The organism is Salipiger sp. PrR007 (assembly GCF_010499845.1).
Taxonomy (GTDB): Bacteria; Pseudomonadota; Alphaproteobacteria; order Rhodobacterales; family Rhodobacteraceae; genus Salipiger; species Salipiger pacificus_A.
The window spans coordinates 13,559-35,267 of record NZ_JAAGOZ010000018.1; the positions used below are offsets into that span (position 1 = coordinate 13,559).

At 63.8% G+C, this 21,709-nt stretch carries 21 protein-coding genes; 18 read left to right on the forward strand and 3 right to left on the reverse strand.

What is annotated here, in order from left to right; all coding sequences use genetic code 11:
* Positions 1–150 precede the first annotated feature (150 nt).
* The 4 genes from repC to G0Q01_RS26565 all read left to right on the forward strand — a co-directional run bounded on the left by repC (position 151) and on the right by G0Q01_RS26565 (position 4,637).
* Positions 151–1,236 carry a plasmid replication protein RepC gene (repC, locus tag G0Q01_RS08580; protein WP_370526697.1) on the forward strand — a complete coding sequence of 362 codons (1,086 nt, stop codon included), beginning with the start codon at positions 151–153 and terminating at the stop codon, positions 1,234–1,236.
* Positions 1,237–1,342: 106 nt separating this feature from the next.
* Complete coding sequence (locus tag G0Q01_RS08585) at positions 1,343–3,511, forward strand: ParB/RepB/Spo0J family partition protein (protein ID WP_089849819.1); 2,169 nt, start codon at positions 1,343–1,345, stop codon at positions 3,509–3,511.
* A 99-nt stretch (positions 3,512–3,610) separates the two neighbouring features.
* A complete protein-coding gene (locus tag G0Q01_RS08590) occupies positions 3,611–4,084 on the forward strand; it encodes a hypothetical protein (protein ID WP_038068687.1) in 474 nt (157 codons plus the stop codon).
* 388 nt (positions 4,085–4,472) lie between these two features.
* Entirely contained in the window at positions 4,473–4,637 is a 165-nt protein-coding gene (locus tag G0Q01_RS26565) for a hypothetical protein (RefSeq protein WP_009574204.1), read from the forward strand.
* A 366-nt stretch (positions 4,638–5,003) separates the two neighbouring features.
* Here the strand turns inward: G0Q01_RS26565 and G0Q01_RS08595 are convergent, their stop codons facing one another.
* Positions 5,004–6,341 (reverse strand): ATP-binding protein, encoded by a 1,338-nt coding sequence (locus G0Q01_RS08595; protein ID WP_038147426.1) that lies wholly within the window; start codon positions 6,339–6,341, stop codon positions 5,004–5,006.
* Complete coding sequence (locus G0Q01_RS08600) at positions 6,338–6,997, reverse strand: response regulator transcription factor (RefSeq protein ID WP_089849816.1); 660 nt, start codon at positions 6,995–6,997, stop codon at positions 6,338–6,340. The genes G0Q01_RS08595 and G0Q01_RS08600 overlap by 4 nt, the downstream gene beginning before the upstream one ends.
* A gap of 145 nt (positions 6,998–7,142) precedes the next feature.
* Here G0Q01_RS08600 and G0Q01_RS08605 point away from each other — a divergent pair, with 145 nt between their 5' ends.
* The 9 genes from G0Q01_RS08605 (at position 7,143) to G0Q01_RS08645 (ending at position 16,647) form a co-directional block, all read left to right on the forward strand.
* Positions 7,143–7,460 carry a PepSY domain-containing protein gene (locus G0Q01_RS08605; RefSeq protein WP_054540793.1) on the forward strand — a complete coding sequence of 106 codons (318 nt, stop codon included), beginning with the start codon at positions 7,143–7,145 and terminating at the stop codon, positions 7,458–7,460.
* A complete protein-coding gene (locus tag G0Q01_RS08610) occupies positions 7,417–8,802 on the forward strand; it encodes a ferric reductase-like transmembrane domain-containing protein (protein WP_089849814.1) in 1,386 nt (461 codons plus the stop codon). Before G0Q01_RS08605 ends, G0Q01_RS08610 begins: the two co-directional genes overlap by 44 nt.
* Positions 8,803–8,983: 181 nt before the next feature.
* On the forward strand, positions 8,984–9,364 hold the full coding sequence (locus tag G0Q01_RS08615; RefSeq protein ID WP_038070264.1) for a PepSY domain-containing protein: 381 nt from the start codon (positions 8,984–8,986) through the stop codon (positions 9,362–9,364).
* 38 nt (positions 9,365–9,402) lie between these two features.
* A complete protein-coding gene (locus G0Q01_RS08620; RefSeq protein WP_054540790.1) occupies positions 9,403–9,873 on the forward strand; it encodes a DUF2271 domain-containing protein in 471 nt (156 codons plus the stop codon).
* Positions 9,874–9,884: 11 nt separating this feature from the next.
* The gene (locus tag G0Q01_RS08625) at positions 9,885–12,092 is read left to right on the forward strand and encodes a PepSY domain-containing protein (RefSeq protein WP_089849811.1); all 2,208 of its coding nucleotides are present in this window, start codon (positions 9,885–9,887) and stop codon (positions 12,090–12,092) included.
* A complete protein-coding gene (locus G0Q01_RS08630) occupies positions 12,073–13,053 on the forward strand; it encodes an FAD:protein FMN transferase (RefSeq protein WP_089849808.1) in 981 nt (326 codons plus the stop codon). The genes G0Q01_RS08625 and G0Q01_RS08630 overlap by 20 nt, the downstream gene beginning before the upstream one ends.
* Before the next feature lie 5 nt (positions 13,054–13,058).
* Positions 13,059–14,966 (forward strand): heavy metal translocating P-type ATPase, encoded by a 1,908-nt coding sequence (locus tag G0Q01_RS08635; RefSeq protein ID WP_089849805.1) that lies wholly within the window; start codon positions 13,059–13,061, stop codon positions 14,964–14,966.
* Positions 14,963–15,664, forward strand: coding sequence for a VIT family protein (locus G0Q01_RS08640; RefSeq protein WP_038070015.1), 702 nt, complete (start codon positions 14,963–14,965; stop codon positions 15,662–15,664). Before G0Q01_RS08635 ends, G0Q01_RS08640 begins: the two co-directional genes overlap by 4 nt.
* 578 nt (positions 15,665–16,242) lie before the next feature.
* Positions 16,243–16,647: a single-stranded DNA-binding protein gene (locus tag G0Q01_RS08645; protein WP_089849802.1), complete on the forward strand. Its 405-nt coding sequence runs from the start codon at positions 16,243–16,245 to the stop codon at positions 16,645–16,647.
* Between the two features lie 138 nt (positions 16,648–16,785).
* Here G0Q01_RS08645 and G0Q01_RS08650 read toward each other — a convergent pair whose 3' ends face one another.
* Positions 16,786–17,925, reverse strand: coding sequence for a hypothetical protein (locus tag G0Q01_RS08650; protein WP_235939876.1), 1,140 nt, complete (start codon positions 17,923–17,925; stop codon positions 16,786–16,788).
* A 303-nt stretch (positions 17,926–18,228) separates the two neighbouring features.
* On the opposite strand from G0Q01_RS08650, the gene G0Q01_RS08655 reads away from it, so the two are divergent.
* The 5 genes from G0Q01_RS08655 to G0Q01_RS08675 all read left to right on the forward strand — a co-directional run bounded on the left by G0Q01_RS08655 (position 18,229) and on the right by G0Q01_RS08675 (position 21,614).
* Positions 18,229–19,428 (forward strand): DUF932 domain-containing protein, encoded by a 1,200-nt coding sequence (locus G0Q01_RS08655; RefSeq protein WP_089849796.1) that lies wholly within the window; start codon positions 18,229–18,231, stop codon positions 19,426–19,428.
* Positions 19,429–19,521: 93 nt separating this feature from the next.
* Complete coding sequence (locus G0Q01_RS08660) at positions 19,522–20,022, forward strand: hypothetical protein (RefSeq protein WP_038147453.1); 501 nt, start codon at positions 19,522–19,524, stop codon at positions 20,020–20,022.
* A 96-nt stretch (positions 20,023–20,118) separates the two neighbouring features.
* Complete coding sequence (locus tag G0Q01_RS08665; RefSeq protein WP_038147455.1) at positions 20,119–20,637, forward strand: hypothetical protein; 519 nt, start codon at positions 20,119–20,121, stop codon at positions 20,635–20,637.
* Positions 20,638–20,734: 97 nt separating this feature from the next.
* Complete coding sequence (locus G0Q01_RS08670; protein WP_089849792.1) at positions 20,735–21,226, forward strand: DUF6878 family protein; 492 nt, start codon at positions 20,735–20,737, stop codon at positions 21,224–21,226.
* A 10-nt stretch (positions 21,227–21,236) separates the two neighbouring features.
* The gene (locus tag G0Q01_RS08675; RefSeq protein ID WP_066707390.1) at positions 21,237–21,614 is read left to right on the forward strand and encodes a hypothetical protein; all 378 of its coding nucleotides are present in this window, start codon (positions 21,237–21,239) and stop codon (positions 21,612–21,614) included.
* Positions 21,615–21,709: the final 95 nt, after the last annotated feature.

The following is a 21,709-nucleotide window of genomic DNA, read 5'->3' on the forward strand; positions in this document are numbered from 1 at the left end:
CCCCCCAAGGTTTCCCCCGGAGAGCCCTCATCATCTGATTAGCACCTGTGATGTAGCAATCTCCGACATACCGGTCAAGAGTCACCGATTCGGTGGACGTCTTTTTGTTGCCTTTTCTCGCCAAGAACAGCGGGAAGAGCCGGGGAAGTTGTGGGCCGCAACGGTCGTCGTTCAACAAACATGGCATTCACAAAGCTTTCCGTTCAGACCTTTGGCGTCGGCAAGGGCACCCCCGCCACGTCAACACCTGAAACCGACATCTGGGCAGTCTTCCGCGCGCTCAGAGATACTCGCAGCCTGTTCGGTCTCCGTCCAGGACATGTTCAAACGCTCCAAGCGATGCTGAGCTTTCTCAAGCCTGGGCATGGAGACACAGTCTTCGCTTCCAACGACGAGATCTGCCGTCGAGTTGGCGGGATCGATGAACGAACCCTCCGTAGGCACATCGATCGCTTTGTTGAACTCGGTTTCATGAAGCGCCACGACAGCCCAAATCGCAAGAGATACCGAGTGAAGTCCTCCGAAGGTCAGTCCATTAGCTATGGGTTGTCGCTGGCTCCGTTGCTCGCGCGTGCCGGCGAACTACTTGCGACAGCCCAAGCGATGGAAAACGCTCGTCGGGATCGCGTGTTTTTGCGAAAGCAAATCCTAACCAAACTTGCTCAGATCGACGAAGCTGACCCCGAGAACGAACTCACTCATCAGGTACGCCGAGTTCTTCGGAGGAAGCTCTCGATCGCGGAGTATCGTACTTTGCTCGGCGAACTGGAGGCTCAATGCAAACAGATGTCCACCGCGGTGGACGCAACAGAAACAATGAAACTGCCCGCCAATGACGGGCAAACTGTCCGCCACCATTCTAAGTCTAAAAAAGAACAAAAAGATTTAGAAAGCGGGACCAACAGCCAAACACCTCCCCTGCAAACGCTCACAACAGTTTGTGACCAGGCTACATCGTTCGCAACGAACTCACTTAGGAACTGGCACGATGTCGAAAGCCACGCGAGAACGCTCGCTCCAATGATGGGAATCCACGAAAGCACCTTCGAAAAGGCTGCTAAGAAGATAGGCTCTCAAAAAGCATCATGCGCCATCTTCATAATTCTCCAGATGAGCAATCGCATCCGAGACTTTGGAGCGTATTTCCACAGCATCACGCTCGGTCGCAGAGAAACTGACTTCAACCCATCACTGTTGTTGGAGAGGCTTTCTCGTTCTGGGGCAGCAACTGCGTGATGTCCACCGCGGTGGACATGTCGAGAGATAGAGATGGGCTGTGAAAGGGGTGACGGGAAGTGAGATCGGGAGAGTGGCTTCCGGCGCCCGTCGCGGAGAAGATCTAATGGCGAAATCTGCCCAGAAAGTCACCCTGTCCCCGTCCCGGGACATTCCCTTCGACAAGCTCGTGCTGAGCCAGTCCAACGTCCGGCGCATCAAGGCCGGCATCTCGGTCGAGGAACTGGCCGAAGACATCGCCCGCCGCGGGTTGCTGCAGAGCCTGAGCGTTCGGCCCGTTCTGGCGGATGACGGGTCCGAGACCGGCAAGTTCGAAATCCCCGCTGGCGGTCGGCGCTTCCAGGCCCTGTCTCTCCTGGTGAAGCAGAAACGCTTGGCCAAGACGACGCCCATTCCCTGCATCGTGCGAGATGCCACTTCCGCGATCCTCGCCGAAGACGATTCGCTCGCTGAGAACATGCAGCGTGCAGCCTTGCATCCGCTCGATCAGTTCCGCGCCTTCGTGGCGCTTCGGGATAAGGGTCAGGGCGATGAAGAGATCGCTGCCGCTTTCTTCGTCACGCCGCAGGTGGTCAAACAGCGCCTGAAACTCGCCGCCGTGGCCCCTGCCCTGCTCGATCTCTACGCCGAGGATCTGATGACGTTGGAGCAGCTGATGGCCTTCACGGTCAATCCGGATCACGAGCGTCAGGTTCAGGTCTGGGAGGCGATCAAGTCGTCCTGGAACAAGGAGCCTTATCAGATCAGACGCATGCTGACCGAAACCTCGGTGCGGGCCTCCGATCGTCGTGCCGTCTTTGTCGGCGTCGATGCCTATGAGGCTGCTGGCGGCACCATGTTGCACGACCTCTTCCAGGGCGATGACGGCGGCTGGCTGGAAGACCCGGCCCTGCTGGATCGTCTGGTTAGCGAGAAGCTTCAGGCTGAAGCCGAAGCGATCGCGACCGAGGGCTGGAAGTGGATCGAGGTCTCTCTCGACTTGCCCTATGGCTACAGCCACGGCTTCCGCCGGCTGAGCGGAGACCCGGCGCCGATGACAGATGACGAAGGCACGGCCCATGCCAAGCTGCTTGCCGAGTACCGGGCGCTCGAGGAGGAATACGAGGGCCAGGATGAATTCCCCGAAGAGATCGACGCGCGTCTTGGCGAGTTGGAAGTCGCGATGGAGAAGCTGGAGGCTAGGCCGCTGATCTTCGACGCGGAGGAGATCGTACGGGCAGGGGCTTTCGTGACGCTTGACCGCTATGGCGAGCTTTCAGTTTATCGGGGCTTTGTCCGGCCCGAGGATGAACCTCGGCAAGATGCCGACGTCCACAGCGGTGAACAGGCGGCAGACGGGCAGGGCGTTGAGCTTTCAGCGGGGCGCAGCGCGGACGGTGTCGGCCATGGCACGGTGATCACCTCTGCCGGTCAGGCGCTTGGCGGAATTATGCCCGACGACGAGGACGATGGTGCGTTGAAGCCCTTGCCTGAGCGGCTGATCATGGAGTTGACGGCGCACCGGACATTGGCACTGCGGGAAGCTGTCGGGCGCTCACCTGACGTCGCGTTGACACTGCTGCTCCTGAAGCTCGTCAATGACACCTTCCGGACGTCCAGTTCGGCCGGCAGCTGCCTCGAGGCCTCGGTGCGTCACGTCTATATGTCGGCGCAGGCGAGCGATCTGAAGGACAGCGTGGTAGCCAAGCTGGTTGACGATCGTCATGCGGAGTGGGAGGCCGACCTGCCGCTCGGCGACGATGCCGCTCTCTGGGATTACCTGGCTTCCCTCGATCAAGGGAGCCGGCTTTCGCTGCTCGCGCATTGCCTCAGCTTCGGGATCAACGCGCTCCATGAGAAGGTGAACCCCTATGGTGCCGGTATCTCCGCCAGCGGCTTGACCAAGCGGATGACCCAGTCCGACTTGGTTGCACAGGCGGTCGAACTCGACATGGTCGAGGCGGGTTGGGAGCCGACGGCCGATACCTACCTGAACCGCGTGCCCAAGGCACGGATACTCGAGGCTGTGCGCGAGGCGAAAGGGGAGGGGACGGCGCAACTCCTCGATCACCTGAAGAAGGGCGAGATGGCGACCGAAGCCGAGCGTCTGCTGAAAGGCAGCGGCTGGTTGCCGGAGGTTCTTCGCCGTCACGATCTGGCAGCACTCGACGACGCAGAAGGGCAGGGGGCGCCTGAGCCCGTTTCCGACGCCGGCCAGACCGAGGATGTCGACCTTCCCGCCTTCCTCACCGCTGACCTGCCGGGTGATGATGCGTCGATGATGGCCGCAGAGTGATCTGCGCCATCCGAGGGCGGGGAAACCCGCGCTCAATCACATAAAATACAACAATATCAATAAGATGAATGCAAAATGACGCATTCAGGATGAGGAATCATGTCTCCAACCACCATTCTCGAAACCGCGCCCCTGGGCGCGCTCATTCGCTACACCGATAGCACAACGAAACCGCCCGCCCGGTTCACAAAGAAGCTCGCGGCCTGGGAGCGCTCGAACGGCGTCGGCCGTCTCGTCAAGAAGGAGCCGCCGCGACCCTATCCGACCTGGACGGCGCCGGCGTCGTTCACGCTGCACGAGGGGAACTTCTCTTCGGACGGGGTCATTCTTGTCACCATCATGCGGACTCATTCGGCTGACAGTGCGTTGACATTCGAAGTGGCTGAGGAGCCGAAGCCCGGACAGGTGCGCGTCGTGCTGGATTTCGGCGGCTGCACGGAGCTGCTCCACCTGGCCGAGTCCGTCACGGCTGCCGAACTCTGGATCGCCAGAGAAGGCTATCGCAACGCGCGGCTGGAGATTGTCGGCGAAGAAGACGCCGGTAGGGCAGGGGACGCGGAGCTTGCCGCCTGAGCCTATGTAGAACCCAAGGGGCCCGCCCAAGAGCGGGCCTCTCATCCATGACGACCCTGTCCCGCGAGATCGCGGGGCACCATAGGATCCATTCCAATACGGAAAGGGATCGTCATCCAAGAGCCTGCCCGGGAGGCTGGCAGCGAAAGCATCAGTGGAACATACGGCTCCAGTCAGCGGTCGCACCATCCCCCGCTCGCCATTCCCTTCCTTGCCCCGAATCCTGTCTTCGAGATCAACCCGCGAGGGGTCGGACTACGGGCGAACCCGTGCCGCCGGGTGGATTCGGACGAGCCGAACGCACCCGGTGATGTCAGCCAGTCTTCGGGCCTGCGGGGTCCTGTCGCGCGGGGGATGGTCCTCCGCCTCCAAGACAGGAGCCAAACAGATGTCCCGCAAAGATGCTCACGCCTTCGCCGCTTCCCTCGCCGCCACGCTCATGGTCTCGATCGTCGTCTTCCAGGCAGGTGATGGAACCTATGGTGCCGTCCCCGCCGATGAAATCGACGGCGACGAGGTCGTGATCGTCTCGGAATACGACCCGTTCGGGTGAAGCTTCGGCCTCACTTCCCGAGGGCCCAGGCGTGGCACAGGTGTGCACCTGGGCCTAGTAATGCCCCCGTGACCGGGGATAGTCAGTCGGCTAACAATCGCTTCCGACAGTCTGCTTCTACCATGTTCGGGAAGCCTTTTCGTCGACCATCCCTATATGCTGGAAACAGCGGTCACCCTCATGGTGAGCGCTGGTTACATGACGTTCATCAGCGCGGGGTCCATTCCGAACAGGCTGCTGGCGCTGTGCGCTGCCTTTCCGAGCGTGACGCTGCATAGCACGGTAACCGACGCGCCAGGCCAGGCCCTGATGATCTTGATCCCAAGGCTGCATTTGACCCTTTGGGAACCAAAGTGGATGTCGCTGTCACTCGCTGTCGTCTATCGGCAACCTGAGCGATACTTGAAAACCTGTGGTCCGGCCCGGCCGCGGCGATTGAAGGACAAGGCGGCTGCTGATCCGCTCTGCGATTGCGGCGACGATGGCAAGACCCAGGCCGCTGCCGTCGGAGGTGGCAGAGGCCCGCTCGAAACGCGCTGTCAGCCGGTCGAGTGTTTCGCCTGGCACGACAGGGCCGTCATTTGCCACGGTGAACTGGCCAGATGCGGTCAGCGTGACGTCGACCGGGGTAGTCTGTCCCCCATGACGAAGAGCGTTTTCCACGAGGTTCCGGCACAGAATGGCGAAGGCGTCGGGATCAAGATCTGACATGACAGCCATGTCGGGAAGATTTAGCCTGATACGATCTGGCGTGCCCGTGCGGCCAATATCGTCCACCACAATTCTCGCAACGCCCCTCAGATCCGAGCTTTTGTCCATCCTCAATCGCCCGCCTTCTGCCCGCGCGAGTTGCATCATGCGTTCTGTGCGTCGCGTCAGCCTTTTCAGCGTCTCCTCGATGTCGGTCGCACGTTGTGCAGCCGCTCGGTCCTTGGTTTCCGACCTGAGCCTCTGCGCCTGCGCGATCGCTCCCGCGAGTGGTGTGCGCAACTCGTGAGCGGCGTTCGCGGCGAAGCTTCGCTCGGCCTCGAACGCCTCACGTAATCTGGCCAGCAGGCTGTTCAGCGTATCAGCCAACGGGCCGATTTCAGTTGGAAGCCCCTCGTGAGGAACCTGCGAAAGGTCGCGAGCGCCACGTGCTTCCAGCCGCGCGCGGAACCGGCGCAGAGGATCAAGGCTGAAGCGAACTGCCAGGATGATCGCGATCAAGGCCACTGGAAGCACGATCAGCAAGGGCAGGCCGAGACCCATCTGGATTTCGCGAGCCACCGACATGCGATGGGCCAGCGGCTCGGCCACTGTGATGCGGATCGTGTCCTGAAGCGCCGCGTCGCTGTAGAGACGGTGCGTCGCGGTCTGGCGAAACCCGGGCCCGTCATAGGAGGGGAACACGGTGGGGTCCGCCGCATGCGATTGCAACAGGACGCGGCCTTCAGCATCGCGCACGAGATAGGTGAAGAACTCGTCGTGCTCACGGATCGGGGCGAGCCGCTGGGTCACACCCTGATCTTCCCGCCCGACGATGTCGGTTGCTGCCAGCGGCAGGATCCGCTCCGCTGTCTCACGGAGCGCGCTGTCGAAGACCTCGTCCATTTCGGCCCGGACGATTACGGCCGTCACCGTCGCTGCGAGAAGCCACAGCACCGTCAGCACCAGCCCCACCGACAGGCCGAGCCGTGCCTCTAGGCTGACGGGCCACTTCATGGCCTGCCCAGGCGGTAGCCCATGCCGCGCTCGGTCTCGATGATTGCGCTCCCCAGTTTCTTCCGCAGGCGGCTGACATGGACCTCGATGGTGTTGCTCTCGACCTCGGCGTCGAAAGCGTAGAGCTTCTCCTCCAACTGCGCCTTGGACAGGAGCTGCCCGGGACGCGCGAGGAAGGCTTCGAAGAGCGCCCATTCCCGCGCCGTCAGCGGCACATGTCTGCCATCCCGATGGACGCTGCGCGCGGCAAGGTCGATGTCGAGCGGTCCGTGGGTCAGGATCGGGTTGGGGTTGCCGCTGTAGCGCCGCGCGACCGATCCGATCCGCGCCGACAGTTCCGACAGGTCGAAAGGCTTCACAAGATAGTCGTCAGCGCCTGCATTAAGCCCGTCGATCCGATCGGACACCTGGTCGAGTGCGGTAAGAATGATGACCGGTGTCACGTCGCCCCGCGTGCGCAAGCCCTTGAGAAACCCTATACCGCGCCCGTCCGGCAGCATCAGGTCAAGCAGGATCAAGTCGTAGGACGTAGCAGCCATCGCATCGCCCGCCGCATCCAACCGCGTAACCCAATCCACTGACTGGCCATCGGCTGCGATCTGGTCGCGCACGGCAGCGCCGAGAGTCGTGTCATCTTCGATCAGCAATATGCGCATGGTCGTACCCGTCCTTGTCCGTTGTCCCTCCATGATCCGTCTGCCTGACACGAAGCTGAAGCCTGCGGGTCGACCCCGTTCAGGCTGCCGTCAGTTTCGCAGCGCATGAAGTGCATCAAGAGGCCAGCCACTAGGAGTGTGCCCCATGAAGAAGACATTGACAATTATCGGCTTTCTCGCGGTCTTCCCGGCCGGCGCGGTGCTGGCTGACGACGACTGCTTCGTCCCGATGGCCGATTGGCAGCCGCGCGACGCGGTTGCCCGTCTTGCCGAGGAAAATGGCTGGGCGGTGCGCCGCATCAAGATCGACGATGGCTGCTACGAAATTGACGGCCGGGATGCCCAAGGGCGTGCGATCGAGGTGACGGTCCACCCGGCCACGTTGGAAGTAATCGAGTTCGAGTTTGAGGACGACGAGCATGATCGTCGCGACCGCGATCACGAGAGACGCGACGATGACTGATACGGCGCATCGTGATGGTAATGTCTCCGCGCCGGGCCTTCCCACACTCCCTCGGCTTTCCCTCAACTCTCCTCTGGCCCTGACGGGCCCGGTGCTGGTGGCGCTGCCATGCCTGCTGGCGGCTCTGCTCGGGATGAACACCTATGCGCCTTATGGTGCGGATGCAGCATTTGGTATTGCCGTCGGGGCCGCGGCAGTTGTCGCGATGGCACAGACCTTGATCCTCGCCGCACGGCCGCCACTGGTGGAACCATTGTTCGGCGGTCTCGATCGAATGTACCGGGTCCACAAATGGCTCGGCATTTCCGCGATGGTCCTGATGATACTGCACCAGCAGATAGAGCCGGATTTCGAGCGTTTGGTGCGTGAAACCTCCCTTGGGGACCTAGGTGAAGAGGCGGGCGAACTTGCCTTCAACGCACTTCTCGCCCTAGTCGCTGTCAGCTGGTTCCGGAGATTGCCCTTCATCGGGCTCGAGATTCCCTATCAGCTCTGGCGGTTCAGCCATCGTTTCATGGGAGCCCTTTTTGCAATCGTGGTGTTTCACCAGTTTTTTGTCGACATGCCTGCTGGGGTAGACCCGACATTCATGTTGGTGCTGAATGCTTTCGGCATCGCCGGAGTGGTCGCCTGGATCTTCACCGAGTTGCTCGCTCCGCACCTACGGCGTAGAGACTTCACCGTCAGCCAGATCAGGCAGACCGGTGACACGACCACCTTGACCCTCCGCCCCGAGGGGCGGGCCATGCGGTGGCGGCCGGGGCAATTCGCCTTCTTCCGCGCGCCAGAGGCGGGACTGTCCGAGCCGCACCCCTTCACGATCGCCAGCGCCCCGCGCCCTGACGGCACCCTGACGTTCTCCATCCGGGGCTTGGGTGGCTGGACACGAAGCCTGCCCGCCATCTTGCGGACCGGAACGCGTGTGCAGGTCGAAGGGCCATATGGACGGTTCAATTTCCGCAAGGGCGGTGCGCGCCAAATATGGCTTGCCGGCGGCATCGGTATCACGCCGTTCCTCGCCTGGGCGGAAAGCCTGACAGAGGCGGAGAGTCGCGACATTCACCTCATCTACTGCGTTCCGACACAAGATGAAGCGATTGGCGTAGAGACGCTGCGCGCTGCGGTTGCCCGCAACCCGAGGTTCAGTTTCGAGGTGTTCGTCACGGCGCGCGATGGCAGGCTCACGGCTGAGCGGCTGATCAGCGCCACCCCTTTCGCAGTCCGGCAAGCCGATCTGTGGTTCTGTGGCCCAACCGGCCTGAAGGACGGGGTCCTGAAGGGCTTGAAGGCGCAAGGCCAAACGCCTCGCCGTGTCCGTTTCGAGCAGTTCGAATTCGCTTAACCGCGGGGCAGGGCGCATCGCCATGTCAGCCCTGTGGCCTGCGCTCGCACCTTTTTGGCCCCGCCCTCTTCGGCGGGGCCATTTTCCTGACGGCAAGCTGAAGCGGGAATCGCCGACGCGTCAGGAAGGCCTCAGGTCCTGTCTCCAGATTGTCCTCAGCAGATGACAAGGAGACCCTGCCATGAAGAAGACCCTGACCGCCTTCGCCCTGATCGCCCTGTTGCCCGCTGGCGCCGCCCTGGCCGACGACGACGAGTGCCGCGTGCCCCGTGACCAGTGGCAGCCGCGCGAGGCCGTGATGCAGCTGGCTGAGCAAAACGGCTGGACCGTGCGCGACTTCGAGATCGACGATGGCTGCTACGAGATCGAGGGCCGAGATCAGGATGGCCGGGAGATCGAGGTGAAGCTCGATCCGGCGACGTTGCAGATCGTCGAGATGGATTACGAGGATGAGGACGACGACCGTGGCGGCGCCCGCAATCCCGCGCCCGCCGGCACGGTCGCCCCTCCGCAGAACGGCCTCTTCGGGAACGGCACCCCGCCGCAGGTTCAGGTGAACTGAACCGCTCTCAAGCTCCTCTCCGAACAAGGATCAACCCGATGAAATCGCTTCTCGCAACGCTCGCGCTCACCACCGCGCTGACGCTCCCCGGCCTCGCCATGGCGCGGCCGGTGACGCTCACCACGACCCTCAACAATTACGGCGGCGACGGGGCCTATCTCGCGCTCTACGTCACCGACACCTCGGGCGCCTATGTCGGCAGTCTCTGGATGGCTGGCGGCAAGTCCAAGTACTACGAGCACCTCAGCGATTGGTACCGCGCCACCGGCGGCGACACCGCGCAGGTGAACGGAATCACCGGCGCCAGCGTCGGCGCGGGCCGCACGCTCGAGATCACGCTCGACCTCGCCGACGCGCTCTTTGATGCGGGCTACACGCTCCACATCGACGCGGCCGTCGAGGACATGCGCGACAGTCCGAACGAGGTGGCCGTACCGCTCACGACCGACGGCGCGGGCACGCCGGTGCGCGGGCGCCGGTACATCGCCAGCTTCGCCTACGACATGTGAAGGGTGGGGCCATGATCCGTGCACTCCATCGCTGGCCGGGTCTTCTGGCCCTTGCGCTCGTCACCATCCTGGGCCTGAGCGGCGCGGCACTGTCGGTCTTCCCTGCGGCCGAGCGCATCGCCGCGCCGCAGGCGGAAGCCGGACTGACCGTAGCCGCTCTCGCGGACCGCATCCAGGCCGTCTATCCGGGCGTCGAGCAGATCCGCCGGTCGCCCTCCGGTCGGATCACTGCCTACTGGTTCGATCAGGGCGCGCCGGGTGCCGCCGTAATCAACCCGGCGACGGGTGAGGGCGTAGCCTCGGCCGACCCGAACCAGGCCGAACGCTGGCTCACCAACCTGCACCGCTCGCTGTTCCTCGGGGACGGCGGCCGCATCGCCATGGCCGCAGGGGCGGCCGCGATGCTGATCCTCTCGCTCTCCGGCGCGACGCTGGTCGCGCGGCGGGTGGGCGGCTGGCGACGCTGGTTTTCACCCTTGCGCGGACCGCTTGCCGGGCGGCTGCACGCCGAGATCGCACGCATCGCCGTTGTCGGCCTCGTCCTGTCCTCCACGACCGCGCTTTGGATGACGGCGTCTACCTTCGATCTCCTGCCGGACGGAGGCGTCCTGCCGGTCGCCCCTGCCGAGGTCAGTGGGGAGACCGGCTTCGCTCCGGGCCGGATGCCCACGCTTCGGCGAACGCCGGTCGCCGAGTTGCGCGAGCTGAGCTTTCCCTATCCCGGCGACGCAACAGACGTATTCACGCTCAAGACCGACCGGGGCACCGGATATCTCGATCAGGGCGACGGGGCGCTGCTGGCCTGGGCCGACCTGACCGGGTGGGAGCGCGTCTCGGAGACCATCTACATGCTGCACACCGGACAGGGTGCGGCGACGCTGGGGCTCGTGCTGGGGCTCATGGCGCTCGGCGTGCCGGCCATGGGCGCGACCGGCGTGCTGGTCTGGCTCGCCGGGCGGCCCGGGCGACCACGCATCCGGGGCAACCAGCCCGCCGGACGCGCCGAGACGATCTTGCTTGTCGGCAGCGAGGGCGGCAGCACCTGGGGCTTTGCCGCGACGCTGCACGCCGCGCTGACGAAAGCCGGGCAGAGCGTCCATGTCGGCCCGATGTCGGGCTTCGGCCCTGAGCGCTACACCAACGCCCGGCGGATCATCCTGCTGGCCGCGACCTATGGCGACGGCGCGGCGCCGGCCTCGGCGAAGGGCTTTCTCGACCGGCTGAACGCGACCGACCGCGCGCCGGACATTCCTCTGGCAGTGCTCGGCTTCGGCGACCGCAGCTTTCCGGCCTATTGCGCCTTCGCCAAGTCCGTCGCGACTGCGGCAGAGGCGAAGGGCTGGCCCGAGCTTCTGCCGCTCGACACAATCGACCGGCAATCGCCGCAGGATTTCGCGCGCTGGGGCGGGGCGCTCGGAGACGCTCTCGGGATCGAACTCGAACTGACGCACCAGCCGGTCCAGCCGCAAACGACCACGCTGACCCTCGTCTCGCGCCGCGACTACGGCGCCGAGGTGCAGGCGCCGACGGCGATCCTGCGGTTTGCCCTTCCCCGCGTCTCGCTCTGGCAACGGCTGATCGGGGGCGGCTTCGCCCGGTTCCAGGCGGGCGACCTGATCGGCATTCTGCCCAATGGTGGCACCGTCCCGCGGCTCTATTCGCTCGCCTCTGGGCGCCGCGACGGCTTCATCGAAATCGTGGTCAAGAAGCACCCCGGCGGGCTCTGCTCGGGTCAGCTCATGGCGCTGGCGCCCGGCGACACGGTGAGCGGTTTCCTGCGCCCCAACCCCGGTTTCCGTCCGGGGCGGCGCCGGGCGCCGCTGATCCTGATCGGCGCAGGGACCGGCATCGGGCCGCTTGCGGGCTTCATACGCGGCAACGCGCGTCGCAGGCCCGTTCACCTCTTCTTCGGCATGCGCCATCCCGACAGCGATTTCTTCTACGGCGAGGACTTCGCCGGCTGGCAGGACGAGGGTCGTTTGACCGGGCTGGTCACGGCCGTCTCACGCGGGGCGCGTCCGCACTACGTGCAAGACGCGCTGCGCGGCGAGGCCGCCCAGGTCGCGGACCTCATCCGCAACGGCGCCCGCGTGATGGTCTGCGGCGGGCGCGACATGGCAGCTGGCGTGGCCGACGCGCTGGCCGAGATCCTGGCGACCTCCGGGCTGACGCCGGCGGTCCTGAAGGCGGAGGGGCGGTATGTCGAAGATGTCTACTGAACGGGTGAAGGTTGCCCTGAACGGACCGACGATGGGCACGCGCTGGTCCGCGCTGTTCTTCACGGAGCCCGAATTTGACAAGGCCCCGGTCCGCGCGGCGCTGCAGGGGGCCGTGGACGAGGTGGACAGGCAGATGTCGACCTGGAACGCGGGCAGCGACCTGATGCGGGTCAACGCGGCGCCGGTGGGCGAATGGGTGGCGGTGCCTGCGCAACTGGCCGCGGTCCTGCGCCTCGGCCTCGAGATCGGGCGCGCCTCGGGCGGGGCGTTCGACATCGGCATGGGCGACGCGGTGATGGCCTGGGGCTTCGGACCGGAGGCCGCCGCGCCGGATGGCATCCGCACCGCGATGGCCGCCTCGCGCCGCCCGGCGCATGACGTGCTCGAGATCAACGGCGAACACGTGCGCAAGGCCGCACCCATCGCGCTGGACCTGAATGGCATCGCCAAGGGCTACGGCGTGGATCGACTGGCCGAAATCCTCCGCAATCAAGGCATATCCGACGGACTCGTCGGGATCGATGGCGAGATGCGTGCAATGGGCCTCAGGCCGGACGGTGAAGCCTGGACCATCGCGGTCGAGGCGCCGGACGCCGAGCGCCGGACGCCGCATTCGATCCTCGCGCTTCAGGATGCCGCCGTCGCGACCTCGGGCGACTACCGTCACTGGGTCGAGGTGCAGGGGCGCCGCCTGTCGCACACGATGGACCCGAGGCGGGGAGCGCCGCTGATCGCGTCGCCGGCCTCCATCACGGTCGTGGCCCGCAGCTGTGCAGAGGCAGATGCCTGGGCGACGGCCCTCATGGTGCTTGGGCCGGTCAAAGGCGCGACGCTCGCAAAACAAAGCGGCCTCGACGCCCTGTTCCTCTTGCGCGATGATGTTGTCAACGTAAGGGGCGTGGGAGTCGGACGACTATTTTCCGAAGAGCCAGCGGCAATCGCCTCAGCCGAGGGGAGATGAGCCGCATGGAGACGACACGGACCGACCGCTTCAAGACCGCTATCCTGCTCATTGCCGCGACCGGCCTGATTGCGGGACTTGCCTTCTACTTTTCCGGCGAACCCGACGTCGCGAACGCGGTCTGGATCGCGGGCGTCGTTCCCGCGCTCGCCGCGCTCGTGGTCGAGATCCTGCGCAGCCTGCGTTCCGGCGAAGTGGGCCTCGATATTGTCGCCGCGCTCTCCATGTCGGCGGCGCTCGTCTTCGGCGAGACCCTCGCCGCGGCGGTGGTCGCCGTAATGTATTCCGGCGGCACCTTCCTCGAAGCCTTCGCGGAAGGGCGTGCCCGCCGTGAAATGCACGACCTGCTGTCCCGTGTGCCCCGGACCGCGACAAGACACCGGAATGGCGGGCTGGAGGAAGTGCCGCTGAACGAAATTGCGCCCGGCGACCGCCTTCTGATCCGGCAGGGCGACGTGGTGCCGGTGGATGGCACCTTGAGCTCAGAGACGGCCTTCGTCGACACCTCGGCGCTGACGGGGGAATCCCTGCCCGTCCGGCTCCGTTACGGCGCCGAGGCCATGAGCGGATCGACCAATGCGGGCGAAGCCTTCGACCTGATCGCAACTCACGAGGCCAAGGACAGCACCTATGCCGGGATCGTCCGGCTGGTGGAAGAGGCGCAGGCCTCCAAGGCGCCCATGTCGCGACTGGCCGACCGTTGGTCGCTGGGGTTTCTGGCCGTCACGGTCAGCATCGCCTTCGCGGCATGGTGGTTCACCGGCGATCCGATCCGGGCCGTCGCCGTGCTTGTCGTCGCAACGCCATGTCCCCTGATCCTGGCCGTGCCGGTCGCGCTGGTCGCAGGCCTGTCGCGCGCGGCGCATTTCGGGGTGCTGATCAAGGGAGCGGGGCCGCTCGAGACGATGGCGCGCATCCGCACGCTGATCCTCGACAAGACCGGCACGCTGACGGACGGACGGCCGCAGATCGTTGCAATCGACAGCCACGACGGCATGGCAGAGGAGGACATACTGCGCTTGGCTGCCGCGCTCGACCAAGCGTCCAAGCACCCCGTGGCTCAGGCCATCGTCGCCGCCGCAAAGGAGCGGGGCTTCTCTCTACCCGTTCCGTCAGACGTGGCGGAGATTCCGGGCGAAGGCGTCGTCGGCTATGTCGAAGGCCGGAAGATCATCGTCGGCGGGGATGCCTTCGTCGCATCCCGCGTCGGACGGCGGCCCGGCGATCATTCCGCCATCGCCGCTGGTTCGGTCCTCGTTGCTGTCGCGGTCGACGGGCACATGGTAGGGCATCTCGTCATGTCCGATCCCCTGCGCGACGGCGCGGGCCAGATGCTGGACGGGCTGCGGCGCGAGGGGATCGCGCGTATCCTGCTCGCGACCGGAGACCGCGCTGACGTGGCCGAGCGTGTCACCGAAGGGCTTGGGCTCGACGGTCTGCGGGCCGGGCTGACACCGGACCAGAAAGTGTTGCTCGTTCTCACCGAGCGCAAGAACGGCCCGGTGATGATGGTGGGCGACGGGGTCAACGACGCGCCCGCGCTCGCAGCGGCAGACGTGGGCGTCGCCATGGGCGCACGGGGCGCGGCGGCCTCGGCGGAGGCGGCGGATGTCGTGCTGCTTGTCGACCGTATCGACCGCCTCGGGCTAGGGATCGAGATCGCGCGCGGCGCGCGCCGCATCGCTGTCGAAAGCGTTGTCGCCGGGATCGGCCTTTCGGTCATGGGCATGATCGCGGCGGCTTTCGGCTATCTCACTCCGGTGCAGGGGGCGCTCCTGCAGGAGGTCATCGACGTTGCAGTGATCCTGAACGCCCTCCGCGCGCTGCGCATCGCGCCCCATGAACCCACTATTCCGAAACCAAAGGCTGTCTCCTCCGGGCAGGATGACATCGCGCAAGGAGCCACGCCATGAGCCGCCTCTCGCATTCCGAAATCCACATGGTGCATCGCATCGGCTGGCTGCGGGCCGCCGTTCTCGGCGCGAACGACGGGCTGGTGTCGACGGCAAGCCTCGTGGTCGGCGTCGCCGCAGCAGGATCGGGAAAGCCGGAGGTCCTTATAGCGGGGCTGGCTGGCCTCGTGGCCGGCGCGATGTCCATGGCGGCAGGCGAGTACGTCTCAGTCAGTTCTCAGACTGACGCGGAAAACGCTGACCTTGCGCGCGAGACCCGCGAACTGGCGGAAACACCCGAGGCCGAACTCGAAGAACTTACCCAAATCTATGTCGAGCGAGGGCTGGACCGAGACCTTGCCGAAAAGGTGGCCGTGCAACTGACCGAACGTGACGCGCTCGGATCGCATGCCCGCGACGAGCTTGGCATCTCCGAGACCGTGACAGCCCGCCCGATCCAGGCCGCCTTGGTGTCGGCGCTGACCTTCGCCGTGGGTGCGGTGCTGCCCTTGATCGTCGTACTGGTCGTCCCGGATGCACGGATCGTTTTCTTGGTCGCCGTGTCGACGATCCTCGGCCTCGCGGTTCTTGGTGGATTAGGCGCTTCTGCTGGCGGTGCTGGTGTTATTCGAGGTGCTGCAAGGGTCACGCTCTGGGGTGCACTCGCCATGGCGGCGACCGCTGGAGTCGGTGCGCTGTTCGGGGTCGCCGTAGGCTAGGGAGTAGCCGAGGTCTCGGGCGGAAGCTTCCACGTTGGCGCGGGCTTCCACCTTGTGCCGATCTTCGAATGTGGCAATCGCTTTGGCGACGTCATTCTGCATTTTCTTCAGCTCGCTGAGCGACAGTACGTCGAGATCGAAAGCAGCCGTTGGTGCGGTCCGTGTCCTGAATATTCCGGTATCGATAGCCCGTCGCGGCAAGGCCCTGCATTCCGCAGCACGGAAGGGCAGGGGGGCGAGAGCCGGTGATAGCCACTTGGGCCGCTAGCGGCGTGCTGGGCTTGGGGTAAAGCAGTCCCGATGGGCAAGGGGACATGGTCTGGCATGGGCTCCCCGTATCTCTCTGTCTCCTGGGCCATCCCTTCGACTGACAATCCCCTAATCCCGTTCGATCTCCTGCGCGCAACCCCGCGTCAGTCCGGGCCGTGTTGGCCGCCTTTGGCGTCCTGCCCGCTCCACCCCGGTCCTCTGGGGGTGTCCGGTGTCCATGCTGTCCACCGTGCACGCGTCACCCGACGGGCTTTTTCAGGGTCTTGTCGAAGGGACGGTCCCGAAGACAGGAAACACAGGAGCTTATCATGCAGAACATCGTCATCCTCGCCGGCAACATCGGTCAGACCCCCGAAGTCCGCACCACCCAGAGCGGCACCAAGATCACCAACTTCAGCCTCGCCACCTCGCGTCCCCGCCTCTCGGAAGGCCGTGTGATGCGCGACGAGAACGGCTACCGGGTCATGGACACCGAATGGCACCGCATCACCTGCTTCAACGGTCTCGGCAAGACGGTCGCCGAGCATTGCGAAAAGGGGATGAAGGTCCTCGTCCACGGCCGCATCCACTACACCAAGTGGATCGACAGCCTGGGGAACGACCGCTACGGCTGCGAGATCATCGCCGAGAAGGTCGACTTCCTGAGCCGTCCGAAGTCGGCCGAGAACGAAAACCCCGAGTTGGTCGACCGCGACGATGAGATCCCGTTCTGAGGAGCGGGGTCACCCCCTCGGGCCCGGCGGGTTAAACCGCCGGGCTAAAGTCTTTTCGGGCCACTGGAAAAGGCACCCACGCTTGCCTTCCGGTGCTGAGCGCCTTGAATGCGCCTAATTGTTCAACGTGCGCACGAGCTAGATTTCGTCTTTGGTTATGGTCGCGCCGTGACTGAGATACGTGTCGAGCATCAACCGCGTATAATCGGCCGTGCTCTGGGTCACGGTGCCCAAACCGGGCCATGCGAACAACGGATCCGACCAAGTAACTTCCAACTCAATCTCGATCCCAAGCAGTGCGGCCACTTCGATCGCAGCGGTCGGCTCCTTGTCCTCGGGCCAGTAGTGATCCTCGAAGGAAACAACCACGTCGAGATCGTCATCAACCCAGATTTCGGCCAGACTCGCTCCCATGCGCTCGCTTGCATTGGTCGCATCCTCGAAAAGGGCAGCCCGGATCAAATGGGTCACCTGGTCACTGTCGAGGTCAAGCCTTGGCCGCGGATCTATAATTGACACGATGGGTTCAATCTCTTGCCTTTCGGCGCGGGATTGGACTGGCACTGGTTTTTCATCGGTCGGTTCCAGCCAGAAGGCTTCTGGAAATATGTTGATTGGTGATGCGCCGCAGCTGGGGCAGTGCCATTGGTTTCCAGCGATCTGTGGGCCGGTGATCTCTGAGTTGCAGTGAAGGCAGTACCAGAGGTTCGATTCCTCCATCTCCAAGAACGGGTGCCGCACATTTCCTTCCGCATCCGGCTTTGTGGCGCGCCGTGGCCAATCGGCAAATCGCCGCGCCTTGACGCTCTGCATCAATTCCCTCGCAATCCCGATGGCTTCTTCACGTAGCACGCGATCGTTCATCGGGCTGGTCTGGGCATGCTTGATGTCGATCTCGACACGAGGGGCAGCCGAAGGGTTTTCTGGCAGCACGATCTGCCAACCCTCACCATCCATGCGGACGTCACCAAGCATTGTTTTCAGTTCGTATGGATGCCCCCGTACTTCTCCTCGAGTGACGGCATCGGGGCTTCCGAAGATATGGTCGAAGGTCGCACCCTCGTAGGAAGTGATCCGTTCCACGAAGGCCTTGATCGTGGCAACTTGTGCTTCGGAGGGAACCCACTCTCCTTTGGCGCTGCCTGTCAACGCATTCCAATGAGCAAAGCCCATTCGACTGGCAACAAAGTCGAGCGCTACGTGCTGTGGTTGACCCGTCGCCCTAGCGTAACGCTTCGCCAGGAGTTTCAAAGTTATAAGTTGATCGTTCTCTGTCATGATCCATGTCCAAGCTGGATCTGACTAGGTGCCCGCTGCTAATCAGACCCGCCGATGGCATGAGGTCTGCTGTTCGAAATCAAGATCGCTGCAAAGCTTCGCGTGGCGGGCACACCGGCCTGCGAGAAAGGCCTTGTTTAACCTCTGCCATTTTTGAACGCAGGTCAACACCAGCGAGTTGCGGGCGTGCGGCGCATCCGACTTAGCGCCGTTTGCCCGAGAGAGTTTGAGGTTGGCCGGTTTCCCGGTGACAGGTTGAGGGCTGGGAGAGTGGCTCCCGGCACCTGTCGCGGAGGAATGCCGATGGGCGTTGTGGAAGTTCTGGATGCGGTACAGCCGACGCGGGCTGGTGGCTGGAAAGTGGATGTGAGCCGGGGTGATCGGAATGGGCGGGTGTCGTCCGAATGGTTCAACAGGCCGGATGACGAGCGGTACCTGTCGCTCGACGATCTCTGGGCCAATGTGAAGGGTCGCTCTGAGCGCAGCCGCAGCCGGGTGGTGCAAACCGCCGACATCCGTGTCGAGGCAGCGCGCGACAGTGCAGAGCGGCTCGACTTGGTCCTGCCGAAAGCGCATGAGCCGGTCGCACCCACGCACTGGGCCTTCGGCCAGCTTGCCAGCATCGTCGGTGCCCCGGCATCCTACCTGCGGCAGCTTCCCGCGCCTCTGGCGGGGATCAACCTGCAATACGGTTTGACCAACCACCGCGCCGAGCAGGTGAAGACCTTCGAGACCGAGGATGGCCGCACGGAACTGCGCGCCGTGACCGGTCCCGACTACGGCCGCATCCATGACTTCGAGCTTGTCGAGGCGGTTCAGCGCATCGCGGGCAATGGCACGGGCGATACGCGCTGGAAGGTACCGGGTGTGCTGGATTGGTCGACCGGGGTCTACAACCCCGATGTCGAAATCAGCCGCGATACGACCACGCTTTACGCTTCGGACCGCGATGTCTTCCTGTTCCTGGTCGATGATCGCAACCCGATCGAGGCGGGCAAGCTGGCGGACGGCTCCCCCGATCTCTATTTCCGGGGCTTCTATTGCTGGAATTCCGAGGTGGGCGCGAAGACCCTCGGCATGGCGAGCTTCTATCTGCGGGCGGTGTGCCAGAACCGCAACCTCTGGGGCGTCGAGGATTTCCAGGAGATCAAGATCCGTCACTCGAAATACGCCGCTTCGCGCTTCGCACATGAGGCCGCGCCCGCGTTGACGCGGTTTGCCAATTCCTCGCCGCAGGGGTTCGTGAACGGCATCAAGGCGGCGCGCCAGCAGATCGTGGCGCGCAGCGACGCGGACCGCGCGGATTTCCTGCGCAAGCGCGGTTTCTCGAAGGCCGAATCCGGCAAGATCATCGAGAAGGTGCTGATGGAGGAAGGCCGCCCGCCCGAGAGCATCTTCGATTTCGTGCAGGGCATCACGCGGCTCGCTCGCGACAAGACTCAGCAGGATGCACGCCTCGACATGGAAGGGCGCGCCAAGAAGCTCCTCGACCGCGTTGGCTAATGTGGCGACCGGAGGCGATATCGCCTCCGGTCTCGTTCCTGTTTCATCGATCTGCTACCGTGCCCGAAATGTTTAGGTGTTGGAAGTACGCGCATGGAAGAAATCGATTGGTCAGATCGTGCATTTTATGATGACGGCGAATGGGTTACCTGGTCGGAAATCGACGAGCAGCTTCGCTACAAGGAGTGGGGCGCAAAATACCCGAACGCGATTAGGTCTATGATCCCATATTTTGAGGATCTCCTGTCCCTCGCGGAAAGCTACCACCTCGAGACCGGCCTTCACCTCTCTGTCTACGGCGATATCGGTGAGCTGTTTGGTGCTATCACGTATGGTATCAAGCTGAACAAGACCTATGCCCAGGGTGCTGACGGAAGACTTGGCAATGATCATGTCGAGGTCAAAACCATTACGCCATTCAAGACAAAGGATGTGGTTGTGGTCGATACAAATGGGCATTTCAACAAGCTCTTGGTTGTAAAGATCAACGAGGATTTTCAGGTCTCGGGTCGGATGATCGACCGAAAAGATCTCCCAAAGCGCGAAGGGCGCTACTTGCGGGTTCGATGGAGCGATTTACCAACGCCGAAATGATCGACCCGTTCAGCGACAGAGAGTCCGAGGGGGTGGTTTGGTCTTTGACGGTTTGAAGCGGGGAGAGAGGCTCTCCGCACCGTCGGAGATATGCCCATGTTCGACCTTCCTCTCCAAACTCAGCCGGAAACGCAGAAAACAGGTTTGCCGCCGAGCCTCCTGACCGTTTTTGCAGATCAAGACTTGCCGTTCGCACTCACGACGGCTTGCCATGCGCCCGCAGCTCTCATGTCCGGGCAGGCACACCCCAAGGTACTGGAGCGGTTTGCCACGCTGGCCGAGGCCATGCAGGGGGCAATCGTTCACGCCGAAGATATCACACCTGAAGACGCTCCGCGCATCCTGGCAATCCTCGATCGGGAGGGCCGTCTCGTTCTGGCCGGAGCTACCTGTGATGGCGGGGTCGCATGGTGCCACCCGGTCTCGGATGCCGCCGAAGCCCGCGCCGTCGTGTCCGAGGCCAGCCAGACCCGCGCGCAGGCCATGCGGGCGGCCGAGTGGCATGAACATAGCCTCGCGCGACGGCTGCGGCACCACGCCGACGTTCTCGATGCCCGTCTTGTCGATCCGCTCTGGCGTGTCTTCGCGTCTCGCGCCCTGCAGATCGCGGCGTGACGCCCGAGAGTCAGAGAAGGGCAGGGGAGGATGTGAGCCTAGGAGGACGAGAGAGAGCCTCGGGGTTCAGATCCTTTCCCTCATTTCGGAGTTTCCAATGTCCAAGATCGAACCCACCCTGGCCGCGCCGATGGCGCCGTCCAGGATCGATTTCACCGCCGTGCTGGCCCGGCAGGCCGAGCGAGACGCGCGGATCGCAGCTTTGCGTCCGGCCAACAAGGAGCGCCTCTTCGATGCTCTGACTGCCGCGGGCATCACCCATGTGACCGTGAGTTTCGACGGCTATGGCGATAGCGGCCAGGTTGAAAGCATCGAAGCCTACGCTGGCGAGACCGAGGTTGCTTTCCCCAAGACCGAGATCGCCTATGCCGCATTGACCTGGGACGACCCGGAGGTCGAGATGCGGGCGCTTTCGCTCGAAGATGTCGTGGAGCAGCTGGCCTACGACTTCCTCTCCGACACCCATTGCGGCTGGGAGAACAACGACGGGGCTTACGGCGAATTCTGCTTCGACGCGAGCGCTCGCACCATCCACCTTGAGTTCAACGAGCGCTTCACCTCGTCCGAACTCTACACGCACGATTTCTGAGGGGGCGGCGATGGCACATCCGTATCACCACGCCCTGTCCTCGGTGAAGAAATGGGGCGGCACGGTCGACGACTACCTCGCCGTGCATTCCTGGTTCGACCAGAGCAAGGAGATCACAGCCGACTTTCGGCACCGGGCGCTGCGCCACCATGCGGAGGGCATCTTCATGGCCGAGACGATTTTCGGCCCGACCCTCACGCTCTCGACCGGGCGCGTCATCCCGACCCGCTGGGTCGGCGAGCAGCATGTTAAGGAGGACCTCGGCTTCATCCCGAGCTTCGCCGATTGGGTGAAGGCCATTCGGCCCGAGCTTTGGATGGGGCGGACCGAACGGATCGAGGCACAGGTCGATCCGCATCTCGTCTCGCCCGTGGTCGAGGTCACGTGAAATGACCGATCCCACTTATCGACGTCTTGGCTTGCCGCCGACCGCTTCGCCACTGGCAGTGGTTCGCGCGGCGGTCCGGTCGCTACATCCCGACA

Excerpts from the sequence above, each read along its gene's own strand:
- G0Q01_RS08585 (WP_089849819.1), top strand. The coding sequence starts at position 1,343 with ATGGCGAAATCTGCCCAGAAAGTCACCCTGTCCCCGTCCCGGGACATT.
- G0Q01_RS08590 (WP_038068687.1), top strand. The coding sequence starts at position 3,611 with ATGTCTCCAACCACCATTCTCGAAACCGCGCCCCTGGGCGCGCTCATT.
- G0Q01_RS26565 (WP_009574204.1), top strand. The coding sequence starts at position 4,473 with ATGTCCCGCAAAGATGCTCACGCCTTCGCCGCTTCCCTCGCCGCCACG.
- G0Q01_RS08595 (WP_038147426.1), bottom strand. The coding sequence starts at position 6,341 with ATGAAGTGGCCCGTCAGCCTAGAGGCACGGCTCGGCCTGTCGGTGGGG.
- G0Q01_RS08600 (WP_089849816.1), bottom strand. The coding sequence starts at position 6,997 with ATGCGCATATTGCTGATCGAAGATGACACGACTCTCGGCGCTGCCGTG.
- G0Q01_RS08605 (WP_054540793.1), top strand. The coding sequence starts at position 7,143 with ATGAAGAAGACATTGACAATTATCGGCTTTCTCGCGGTCTTCCCGGCC.
- G0Q01_RS08610 (WP_089849814.1), top strand. The coding sequence starts at position 7,417 with ATGATCGTCGCGACCGCGATCACGAGAGACGCGACGATGACTGATACG.
- G0Q01_RS08615 (WP_038070264.1), top strand. The coding sequence starts at position 8,984 with ATGAAGAAGACCCTGACCGCCTTCGCCCTGATCGCCCTGTTGCCCGCT.
- G0Q01_RS08620 (WP_054540790.1), top strand. The coding sequence starts at position 9,403 with ATGAAATCGCTTCTCGCAACGCTCGCGCTCACCACCGCGCTGACGCTC.
- G0Q01_RS08625 (WP_089849811.1), top strand. The coding sequence starts at position 9,885 with ATGATCCGTGCACTCCATCGCTGGCCGGGTCTTCTGGCCCTTGCGCTC.
- G0Q01_RS08630 (WP_089849808.1), top strand. The coding sequence starts at position 12,073 with ATGTCGAAGATGTCTACTGAACGGGTGAAGGTTGCCCTGAACGGACCG.
- G0Q01_RS08635 (WP_089849805.1), top strand. The coding sequence starts at position 13,059 with ATGGAGACGACACGGACCGACCGCTTCAAGACCGCTATCCTGCTCATT.
- G0Q01_RS08640 (WP_038070015.1), top strand. The coding sequence starts at position 14,963 with ATGAGCCGCCTCTCGCATTCCGAAATCCACATGGTGCATCGCATCGGC.
- G0Q01_RS08645 (WP_089849802.1), top strand. The coding sequence starts at position 16,243 with ATGCAGAACATCGTCATCCTCGCCGGCAACATCGGTCAGACCCCCGAA.
- G0Q01_RS08650 (WP_235939876.1), bottom strand. The coding sequence starts at position 17,925 with ATGACAGAGAACGATCAACTTATAACTTTGAAACTCCTGGCGAAGCGT.
- G0Q01_RS08655 (WP_089849796.1), top strand. The coding sequence starts at position 18,229 with ATGGGCGTTGTGGAAGTTCTGGATGCGGTACAGCCGACGCGGGCTGGT.
- G0Q01_RS08660 (WP_038147453.1), top strand. The coding sequence starts at position 19,522 with ATGGAAGAAATCGATTGGTCAGATCGTGCATTTTATGATGACGGCGAA.
- G0Q01_RS08665 (WP_038147455.1), top strand. The coding sequence starts at position 20,119 with ATGTTCGACCTTCCTCTCCAAACTCAGCCGGAAACGCAGAAAACAGGT.
- G0Q01_RS08670 (WP_089849792.1), top strand. The coding sequence starts at position 20,735 with ATGTCCAAGATCGAACCCACCCTGGCCGCGCCGATGGCGCCGTCCAGG.
- G0Q01_RS08675 (WP_066707390.1), top strand. The coding sequence starts at position 21,237 with ATGGCACATCCGTATCACCACGCCCTGTCCTCGGTGAAGAAATGGGGC.